Genomic DNA, 8,658 nt, shown 5'->3' on the forward strand with positions numbered 1-8,658 from the left:
TTACGGTGCATAGAAAATCGGGTCAACATCAGGCCCCTGTCCGGGCGCGGGCGGAACCTCGGGTCCGATGCCCCCCTGCCAGATGGGCGTGATCCAGCCCGGCTCGGCGGCGGCCAGCCGGCCGATCCCGTCGCGCAACGGCGCCAGGCCGAAATTCGCCTGGGCTTGATCCAGCGCATCGGCTGTCACCGGCCCGAGATCGCCATCCACCAGGATCGGCCCGTCGCGATAGGGTTTGCGCGCGGCTTCATCGGCATCGGGCGCGCGTTTGCCGGGCCAGAGCAGGTCGTTCAGGCCGCGCTGCAGCCAGCCGGTGACGCGGCCCCAGGCTGCTTCGCCACCGCCGAGCTTGTCGTGCCAGCGGTCGAGCTGCGCGCCGAGGCCGGCGAGATCCTCGTGCCGCCGGCGTTCATCGGCGCCTGGTGCGGAGGAGTCCGGCAGGCTTTGCCGCGGTGCGCTGCGTTGTGGCCGGCCGGTGGCATCGACATCCTGCGGGGTATCGCCATAGAGATGACGGTAGGTGTCGCTGACCAGTTTGAATGCCGCGTCATGGCGCGGATGCTGCGGCTTCAGATAGGCATCGCTCGCCTGCAACGCATGCAGATCGCGCTCGCTCAAATCGCCCGGCTGCTTCTGCAGCGTGAAATCCAACCAGCGCTGCCGGCCCGGCGGCAAGGTTGCGAGCCGCTCGGCAAAGGATGCGGGCTGTTGCTGCGGATCCCTGTGAAAGCCTTCGATTTCCATCAACCCCTGCTGGGGCAGGTGTTTGGCATTGTCGATGATTGTGTCGCGCAGGCGCTGGTCGCTGACCGGTTTCCAGTCTTTTTGCGCCCACTCTTTGATCTTATCGGTTTGCGGCCAGCCGGGCACTTTTACATCGGGCAGGTAGATGCCGGCACCCATGCCCCAGAGGCCGCCGAGATCGGCCTGCAGTTCGGTGGGGAAATAGGCTTCCTTGGGAATGCCGCGCGCCTCGAAAACCTGCGCATGGTAATCCACGCTCTGCTGGCCGGTGATGCGATGGTTGCCCTGTTCCTGCAGATTGCGGTCGCGCTGGGCCAGGTCGGCGGCGGCCACCTCGCTGCGGATTTCATCGCGCTCCGGCTCCGTCAGCGGCTTGCCGCGCAGGTCGCGGGCGAAACGCTCCAGCCGCGCATTGGCGGTCTGGCCCAGTTCGCCGCGATTGGCGGCGGCATCGCGGGCCAGGCCGGCATATTTGTCGTGTTTTTCCAGTGTGGCCCAATAGCCGTCGATGTCGTTGTCGCGCAGATGGTCGCGCGCCTTGTCGAGCAGGGCCTGCTGTTCGCGGCGGGAGAGGCTTGGAACATAAACCATTGAAATTCCTTTCAATATCGCTTTAAATTATGATCTTGTTTTGTTCTTATTTGGCTTGAGAAATACCGTCAGAGCCCCCCGCCAGCCATCAGCTGACGATGGACCGTAAAAAGGCAAACAGGATTGAGAAAAAGGCGATCAGGCCGATGGGCGAGATCGTCAGGGCGGCGATCACGCCCAATACGATCCAGTATTTTCGCCGGCGCTGCGGCGCCACGAATTGATGGACGGCCCAGGCTGCGAGTCCGAACAACACCAGATAACCGGCGCCGCGCAGCACGTGATAAAGGAAAATCTCACTTCCTTTATGGTCGACGAGCGTGCTGCTGCCGAATTCAATGACCAAGACCGCGCAGAGCAGCAGTATGCCGCCCAGGCCAATGGCAAGGGCTCCCGCCACCAGCTGCATCAGCCGCTCGCTGGCGGGTGGACGGGGCTCGGATGCGGGGGAAGGCTGCATGAACACTATCCTGATGACGCCTAAGTTTAATATGGTATCCTTAAAAGATGCATTGTCAATACATAAGAAGAACAAAATCCAGCTAATTTTCCTATAATTTTAATCCACTACAGCCTGCACCATGCACCGGTCTGCGGATGCCTGGTGCGGTCTGGCCGATTGCCCGTTACAATTGATCAGCATCCCCATAATGCCGGCCAGCGCGTCCATGCTCGACATTGTTCTGCACAGCTTCCTGATCGTCCTGCGTGAAGGGCTCGAAGCCCTGCTGGTGATCGCTGCCCTGGCCGCCATCCTGCTGCGGGCCGGGGCAGGCCATCGCCGCAGCGCCCTGGCCTGGGGTGCGGGCCTTGCTCTGCTGGCCAGCATTTTCGCGGCCTGGCTGTTCGAGGCGGTATTCGCCAATGTCGATGATCTGACCGAAGCGGTGGTGATGCTGCTGGTCGCCGCACTGCTGTTCCATGTCAGCCTGTGGCTGTGGCGTGTCCGCAACCTGCAGGCCTGGCGCGATCACCTGCAGCAGCAGGTGCAGGCTGCGCTGGCCGCCGACAGTTCGATCATGCTGGGCCTGATCGCCTTCCTCGCGGTGTTTCGCGAAGGCGCCGAGACCATCCTGTTCCTGAATGCGCTGATCGATGACGTGCCGGCCGGCGAAGCGGCCGTGCTGATCGGGCTGGGGGCTGCGGCGGTGGCGCTGGGCTGCGTCTATGCCGCGATGACGCAGTTTGCCTCGCGCCTGCCCTGGCGTCCGGTCTTCACGTTCACCTCGATTTTCCTGTTTGTGCTGGGCCTGCGCTTTATCGGCGTGGCGATGGCCGAATTCCAGCTGATCGGCTGGCTGCCCAGCGACCGTGTCGCCCTGCCGCCGTGGATGCTCGCGTTGGGCGTCAATCCCAGCCTGCAGGCGCTTGGCCTGCAGCTGGCGCTGATCGCCGGCGTGGCCGTCATGCTGCTGCTGCCGGGCCGCCGAATAGAGACGAAAACGATCTAGGCTGCGTCAGCCGAGAATCGACTGCAGCTTCATCGCCACGCCCATATTGCCCTTCACCTTCAGCTTGCCCATCATGAAGGCGGTGGTGGGATCGAGGTCGCCGCTGGCGAGCGCGGTGAAATTGTCCATCGAGATGGTGATGGTGCAGTCGGCCTCGCCGTCCTCGTTGGTCACGGTGCCGGCATTGCCGTCGACGAAGATCAGGCCGTCATCGCCGAAATCGAACTTCACTGTGGCATCCACGGCGCCGGGCTTCACGCGCTGGCTCATCTGCTGGGTGATCTGGTCGAGCGACATCTCGGGCTCCCGGTTTGCAATCTTTGCGGTGACATGACGAATTGACGTAACGTCAGGCGCCATGCGGGTTTTTCGCACCCTATATTGACGCTTACGTTAGCGTCAAGTAGCGTTCAGACACGATAAAAAACAACGCAACGGCTCGCCACAGAGCCGTGCAGGGAGAGAAACAGTCCGATGCCCTATCGCTCGGTCTTCCGCGATGCCGTCTTTGCCGGCCAGGTCGTCATGGTCACCGGCGGCGGCTCGGGCATCGGCCGCTGCACCGCCCATGAACTGGCTGCGCTCGGCGCCAGGCTGGTGCTGGTCGGGCGCAAGATCGAGAAGCTGCAGGCCGTGGCCGAGGAGCTGCGCGCCGATAATCCGGGCGCGGAGGTCGAATGCATCAGCTGCGACATCCGCGAGGAGGAGCGCGTCGCCGAGACGGTGAAGGCGGCGCTCGCGCGCTTCGGCCGTATCGATGGTCTGGTGAATAACGCCGGCGGTCAGTTTCCAGCGCCGCTCAGCCAGATCAGCCAGAAGGGCTGGGACGCGGTGGTGCGCAACAATCTCACCGGCGGCTTCCTGGTGGCGCGCGAATGCTACACCCAGTGGATGGCCGATCATGGCGGCAGCATCGTCAATATCGTCGCCGATATGTGGATGGGCATGCCCAATATGGGCCATTCGGGCGCGGCACGCGCCGGCATGGTCAATTTCACCGAGACGGCGGCGACGGAATGGGGCGTCAGCGGCGTGCGCGTGAATGCCGTGGCGCCGGGCTGGATCGCCTCCAGCGGCATGGACACCTACCCGGACTGGATGAAGCCGCTGATCCGCGACATGCGCAACCATGTGCCGATGCAAAGGCTCGGTAACGAGGCGGAAGTCTCGGCTGCCATCGTCTTCCTGCTGTCGCCGGGCGCCAGCTTCATCAGCGGCACGACGTTAAGAGTCGATGCCGCCGTGCCGAATGCGCGCCGGCATTATCCGCTGCCCAAGCACAGTAATGCGCCGAAGCCCTTCGATGGCTTCCATCGCGCCGTGACGCCGAAAGTGCTGGAGGACTGATGGCCGTCTGGCGCTCACAGATCGAGACCGGCTCGGAAGCGTATCGGCAGAACCGCGCCGATATGCTGGCGCTGGTGGAAGGCTTCCGCGCGCTGGAGCAGCGCGTGCGCGACACCTCGAATGCGCGCCGGCCGGTTTTCGAGAAGCGCGGCCAGATCACGCCGCGCGACCGCATCGCGCATCTGCTGGATCGCGGCGCGGCGTTCCTCGAGATCTCGACGCTCTGCGGCTACCAGATGCACGACGACGACGGCGCCGAGAATATCATGGGCGGCGGCTTCATCGCCGGCATCGGCAGCATCAGTGGTATCCGCTGCCTGATTACCGCCTCCGATTCCGGCATCAAGGGCGGCACCATTGCGCCGATGGGCCTGCGCAAAAGCCTGCGCGCGCAGGAGATCGCCTATCGCAACAAGCTGCCGGTGGTGAACCTGGTCGAATCCGGCGGCGCGAATCTGAACTACCAGGCCGAGATCTTTGTCGATGGCGGGCGCGGTTTCGCCAACCAGGCACGGCTCTCGGCAGCCGGCATTCCGCAGATCACCGTGGTGCATGGCTCCAGCACGGCGGGCGGCGCCTATATCCCGGGCATGAGCGATTATGTTGTGGTCGTAAAAGGCCGCGCGAAAATCTTCCTTGCCGGGCCGCCATTGCTGAAATCCGCCACCGGCGAGATCGCCACCGATGAAGAGCTTGGCGGCGCCGAGATGCACACCACGGTCTCCGGCGTGGCTGAATTCATGGCGGAAGACGATGCTGACGGCTTGCGCATCGCGCGCGAGATATTGCAGCGCCTGCCGTGGAACGAGCGCGGACCGCAGCTGCTGAAAAAATCCTGGGCGGCGCCGGCATACGACATCGACGAGATCTGCGGCATCGTGCCGGTGGATTACCGCAAGCCCTATGACGTGCGCGAGGTGATGGCGCGGCTGGCCGATGCCAGCGACCTGACCGATTTCAAGCCCACATATGGCAGCCACACGGTCTGCATGCAGGCCAGCATCGAGGGCGAGGCGGTCGGCCTGATCGGCAATAACGGCCCGATCGACACCGAAGGTGCGGTGAAGGCCGCGCAGTTCATCCAGCTCTGCGACCAGGCCGATATGCCGCTGGTCTTCCTGCAGAACACCACCGGCTACATGGTGGGCAAGGAGGCTGAGCGCGGCGGCATCGTCAAGCATGGCTCGAAGATGATCCAGGCGGTGACCAATGCGCGCGTGCCCAAGCTGACGCTGCATATCGGCGCCAGCTTCGGGGCGGGCAACTACGGCATGTGTGGCCGCGCCTATGATCCGCGTTTCATCTTCGCCTGGCCCAACAACCGCATCGCCGTGATGGGGCCGGACCAGGCCGCCGGCGTGCTGGCCATCGTGGCGGAAGAGAAATTCCGCCGTGCCGGTGTCGAGCCCGATATGGCCGCGCTGGACAAGATGAAGGCCAAGGTGGTGGCCAAGATGGAAGCCGAGAGCACGGCCTATTTCGCCACCGCGCGGCTGTGGGACGACGGCCTGATCGATCCGCGCGACAGCCGCCGCGTGCTCGGGATGTGTCTCTCGGTCTGCCGCGAAGCTGATGCGCGTGAAACCAAGACCAATGCCTTTGGCATTGCCCGCATGTGACGAGGAGACTGCGCAATGGAATTCACCCAGGAACATGACGGCCTGCGCCGCAACCTGATCAAGTTCATCGACGCCGAGATCAACCCGCATGTCGACGAGTGGGAGCGTGATGGCATCTTCCCGGCCCATGAGCTGTTCAAGAAGATGAGCAATCTGGGCTTCCTCGGCATCAACAAGCCGGTGGAATACGGCGGGCTCGGCCTCGATTACTCCTACCAGATGGTGATGATCGAGGCGCTCGGGCATATCAACTGCGGCGGCGTGCCGATGGGCATCGGCGTGCAGACCGATATGGGCACGCCGGCGCTGAGCCGCTTCGGCTCGGACGACTTGCGCAAGGAGTTTCTCACCCCCGCCATTGCCGGCGACCAGGTGGTCTGCCTCGGCGTGTCGGAAGTCGGCGCCGGCTCCGATGTCGCCGGCATCAAGACCACGGCAAAGAAAGACGGCGGCGATTACGTCATCAACGGCGGCAAGATGTGGACCACCAACGGCACCCAGGCCGACTGGATGTGCCTGCTGGCCAATACCGGTGAAGGCCCGATCCACCAGAACAAGTCGCTGCTCTGCGTGCCGATGAAGACCAAGGGCGTGCAGATCGCGCGCAAGCTCGACAAGATGGGCATGCGCTGCTCCGATACCGCGCAGGTCTATCTGGACGACGTACGCATCCCGCAGCGCTACCTGATCGGCCAGGAAGGCCAGGGCTTCGTCTACCAGATGCAGCAGTTCCAGGAGGAGCGGCTGTGGTGCGCCTTCTCGTCGCTGCTGTCCTTCGACCGTCATATCGACGAGACGATTGAATACACCCGCCAGCGCAAGGCTTACGGGCAGTCGATCCTCGACAACCAGGTGGTGCATTTCCGCCTTGCCGAGCTGCGCACCGAGGTCGAGCTGCTGCGCTCGATCAGCTATCGCGCCGCCGATCTCATGCTCAAGGGCGAGGATGTCACCATGCTGGCCTCGATGGCCAAGCTGAAGGCCGGCCGGCTGGCGCGCGAGATCACCGATGCCTGCCTGCAGTATTTCGGCGGCATGGGCTTCATGAACGAGACGCCGATCAGCCGCGCCTATCGCGACAGCCGGCTCGCCTCGATCGGCGGCGGCGCCGACGAGGTGATGCTCGGCATCATCTCGAAATACATGGGCATCCTGCCGGGCAAGCGGAAGTGAATTTCCTCTCATACATAAATCGTCATCACCGGGCTTGTCCCGGTGATCCATCTGTGCGTTCCGATGCGCGGATGGTTGGGATGGACCCTCGGGACAAGCCCGAGGGTGACGATCTTTGGTTGGACCAAGTATAGTGAAACCCTTCACCACCATCCTGATCGCCAATCGCGGCGAGATCGCCTGCCGGGTGATCCGCTCGGCGCAGGCGCTCGGGTATAAGACCGTGGCGGTCTATTCCGAGGCCGATGCCGGCGCGTTGCACACCCAACTGGCCGACCGCGCGGTCTGCATCGGTGCGGCGGAGGCGAAGCAGAGCTATCTCAGCATCGCAGCCGTGCTTGCAGCGGCGAAAGCGACCGGTGCCGATGCGGTGCATCCGGGCTATGGCTTCCTGTCGGAGAATGCGGACTTCGCGCAGGCCTGCACCGATGCGGGGCTTACCTTCATCGGCCCGCCGAGTGCTGCCATTGCCGCCATGGGCAACAAGGCGGCGGCCAAGCAGCGCATGATCGCCGCCAAGGTGCCCTGCGTGCCGGGCTACCAGGGTGCCGATCAGTCTGAGGCCATATTGGTGAAGGCGGCGGAACAGATCGGCCTGCCGGTGATGGTGAAGGCGGCTGCCGGTGGCGGCGGGCGCGGCATGCGGCTGGTGCGCGACAGGGCTGATTTGCCGGATGCGATCCGCACCGCGCGCGCCGAGGCCGAGAATGCCTTTGGCTCGGGCGAGCTGATCCTGGAAAAGGCGATCACCGGTGGACGCCATGTCGAGATCCAGGTGTTTGCCGATAGTCACGGCAACACCATTCATCTGGGCGAGCGCGACTGTTCGGTGCAGCGCCGGCATCAGAAGGTGATCGAAGAGGCGCCTTCGCCGGCGGTGGATGCGGCTTTGCGTGCGAAGATGGGGGCGGCCGCCGTGGCAGCCGCGCAAACTATTGGCTATGTCGGCGCCGGCACGGTGGAATTCCTGCTCGATGCCGATGGCAGTTTCTATTTCCTGGAAATGAACACCCGCCTGCAGGTCGAGCATCCGGTGACCGAGGCGATCACCGGCCTTGATCTGGTGGCCTTGCAGATCCGTGTCGCCGCCGGTGAACATCTGCCGCTGATGCAGGATGATGTGCAGCTCAACGGGCATGCCATCGAGGTGCGGCTCTATGCCGAGGCACCGGCGCAGAATTTCCTGCCGCAATCGGGCATGCTGGCGCTGTGGTCTCCGCCTGAAGGCGTGCGCGTCGATCATGGCCTGCATGGCAGCAACCAGGCGATCACGCCGTTTTACGATCCGATGATCGCCAAGCTCATCAGCAATGGTGCGACCCGCGAGGAAGCGCGACGCCGGCTGATCGGCGCGCTGGAGGCCACGGCTGCACTCGGCATTGCCACCAACCGCGGCTTCCTGATTGATCTGCTGTCGCATGAAGACTTTGCCGCGGGCAAGGCCACCACGGCCTTCATCCCGCAGCATTTCGCCACCGTGACAACACCCGCTGCCGATCCTGTGCTGCAGGGCATTGCGGCGCTGCTGTGGTTCGAGCGGGGCGCGGCGCGGTTCGGCCATGATCCGGCGCGCAGCTGGTATTCCGGCGGCAGTTTCAGCTGGCCGGTCAAGCTCGGCATCGGTGACAGCCGCATGACGCTATCGGTCGCGGTGACCGGCGCGGACCGCTATCGCATCGGCGATGCGGACTATAGGGTGACCGCGCGTGGCGAGAACCGGCTGCGGGTCGCGG

8 protein-coding genes are annotated in these 8,658 nt (G+C 64.0%); 5 read left to right on the top strand and 3 right to left on the bottom strand.

Annotated elements, in window-relative coordinates; all coding sequences use genetic code 11:
• Together AAG799_RS12915 and AAG799_RS12920 are read right to left on the bottom strand one after the other, a co-directional pair.
• The gene (locus AAG799_RS12915; RefSeq protein ID WP_341896493.1) at window positions 1–1,335 is read right to left on the bottom strand and encodes a hypothetical protein; all 1,335 of its coding nucleotides are present in this window, start codon (window positions 1,333–1,335) and stop codon (window positions 1–3) included.
• Between the two features lie 88 nt (window positions 1,336–1,423).
• The gene (locus AAG799_RS12920) at window positions 1,424–1,795 is read right to left on the bottom strand and encodes a hypothetical protein (RefSeq protein WP_341896496.1); all 372 of its coding nucleotides are present in this window, start codon (window positions 1,793–1,795) and stop codon (window positions 1,424–1,426) included.
• A 208-nt stretch (window positions 1,796–2,003) separates the two neighbouring features.
• On the opposite strand from AAG799_RS12920, the gene AAG799_RS12925 reads away from it, so the two are divergent.
• Window positions 2,004–2,786, top strand: coding sequence for an FTR1 family protein (locus AAG799_RS12925; RefSeq protein WP_341896498.1), 783 nt, complete (start codon window positions 2,004–2,006; stop codon window positions 2,784–2,786).
• Window positions 2,787–2,792: 6 nt separating this feature from the next.
• Here AAG799_RS12925 and AAG799_RS12930 read toward each other — a convergent pair whose 3' ends face one another.
• Complete coding sequence (locus AAG799_RS12930; protein WP_341896500.1) at window positions 2,793–3,083, bottom strand: SCP2 sterol-binding domain-containing protein; 291 nt, start codon at window positions 3,081–3,083, stop codon at window positions 2,793–2,795.
• Window positions 3,084–3,260: 177 nt separating this feature from the next.
• Here AAG799_RS12930 and AAG799_RS12935 point away from each other — a divergent pair, with 177 nt between their 5' ends.
• The 4 genes from AAG799_RS12935 to AAG799_RS12950 all read left to right on the top strand — a co-directional run.
• Complete coding sequence (locus AAG799_RS12935) at window positions 3,261–4,133, top strand: SDR family oxidoreductase (protein ID WP_341896502.1); 873 nt, start codon at window positions 3,261–3,263, stop codon at window positions 4,131–4,133.
• A complete protein-coding gene (locus AAG799_RS12940) occupies window positions 4,133–5,752 on the top strand; it encodes a carboxyl transferase domain-containing protein (RefSeq protein WP_341896504.1) in 1,620 nt (539 codons plus the stop codon). The genes AAG799_RS12935 and AAG799_RS12940 overlap by 1 nt, the downstream gene beginning before the upstream one ends.
• A gap of 15 nt (window positions 5,753–5,767) precedes the next feature.
• On the top strand, window positions 5,768–6,925 hold the full coding sequence (locus AAG799_RS12945) for an acyl-CoA dehydrogenase family protein (protein ID WP_341896506.1): 1,158 nt from the start codon (window positions 5,768–5,770) through the stop codon (window positions 6,923–6,925).
• Window positions 6,926–7,058: 133 nt separating this feature from the next.
• Window positions 7,059–8,658, top strand: a 1,600-nt coding sequence (locus AAG799_RS12950) for an acetyl-CoA carboxylase biotin carboxylase subunit (RefSeq protein WP_341896508.1), incomplete at its 3' end; no start/stop codon positions are given.

The organism is Ferrovibrio terrae (genome assembly GCF_943371255.1).
Taxonomy (GTDB): Bacteria; Pseudomonadota; Alphaproteobacteria; order Ferrovibrionales; family Ferrovibrionaceae; genus Ferrovibrio; species Ferrovibrio terrae_B.

What these genes read in the sequence shown, in the direction of transcription:
- AAG799_RS12935 (WP_341896502.1), top strand. Translation starts at nt 3,261, where the DNA reads ATGCCCTATCGCTCGGTCTTCCGCGATGCCGTCTTTGCCGGCCAGGTC.
- AAG799_RS12920 (WP_341896496.1), bottom strand. Translation starts at nt 1,795, where the DNA reads ATGCAGCCTTCCCCCGCATCCGAGCCCCGTCCACCCGCCAGCGAGCGG.
- AAG799_RS12915 (WP_341896493.1), bottom strand. Translation starts at nt 1,335, where the DNA reads ATGGTTTATGTTCCAAGCCTCTCCCGCCGCGAACAGCAGGCCCTGCTC.
- AAG799_RS12940 (WP_341896504.1), top strand. Translation starts at nt 4,133, where the DNA reads ATGGCCGTCTGGCGCTCACAGATCGAGACCGGCTCGGAAGCGTATCGG.
- AAG799_RS12925 (WP_341896498.1), top strand. Translation starts at nt 2,004, where the DNA reads ATGCTCGACATTGTTCTGCACAGCTTCCTGATCGTCCTGCGTGAAGGG.
- AAG799_RS12930 (WP_341896500.1), bottom strand. Translation starts at nt 3,083, where the DNA reads ATGTCGCTCGACCAGATCACCCAGCAGATGAGCCAGCGCGTGAAGCCC.
- AAG799_RS12945 (WP_341896506.1), top strand. Translation starts at nt 5,768, where the DNA reads ATGGAATTCACCCAGGAACATGACGGCCTGCGCCGCAACCTGATCAAG.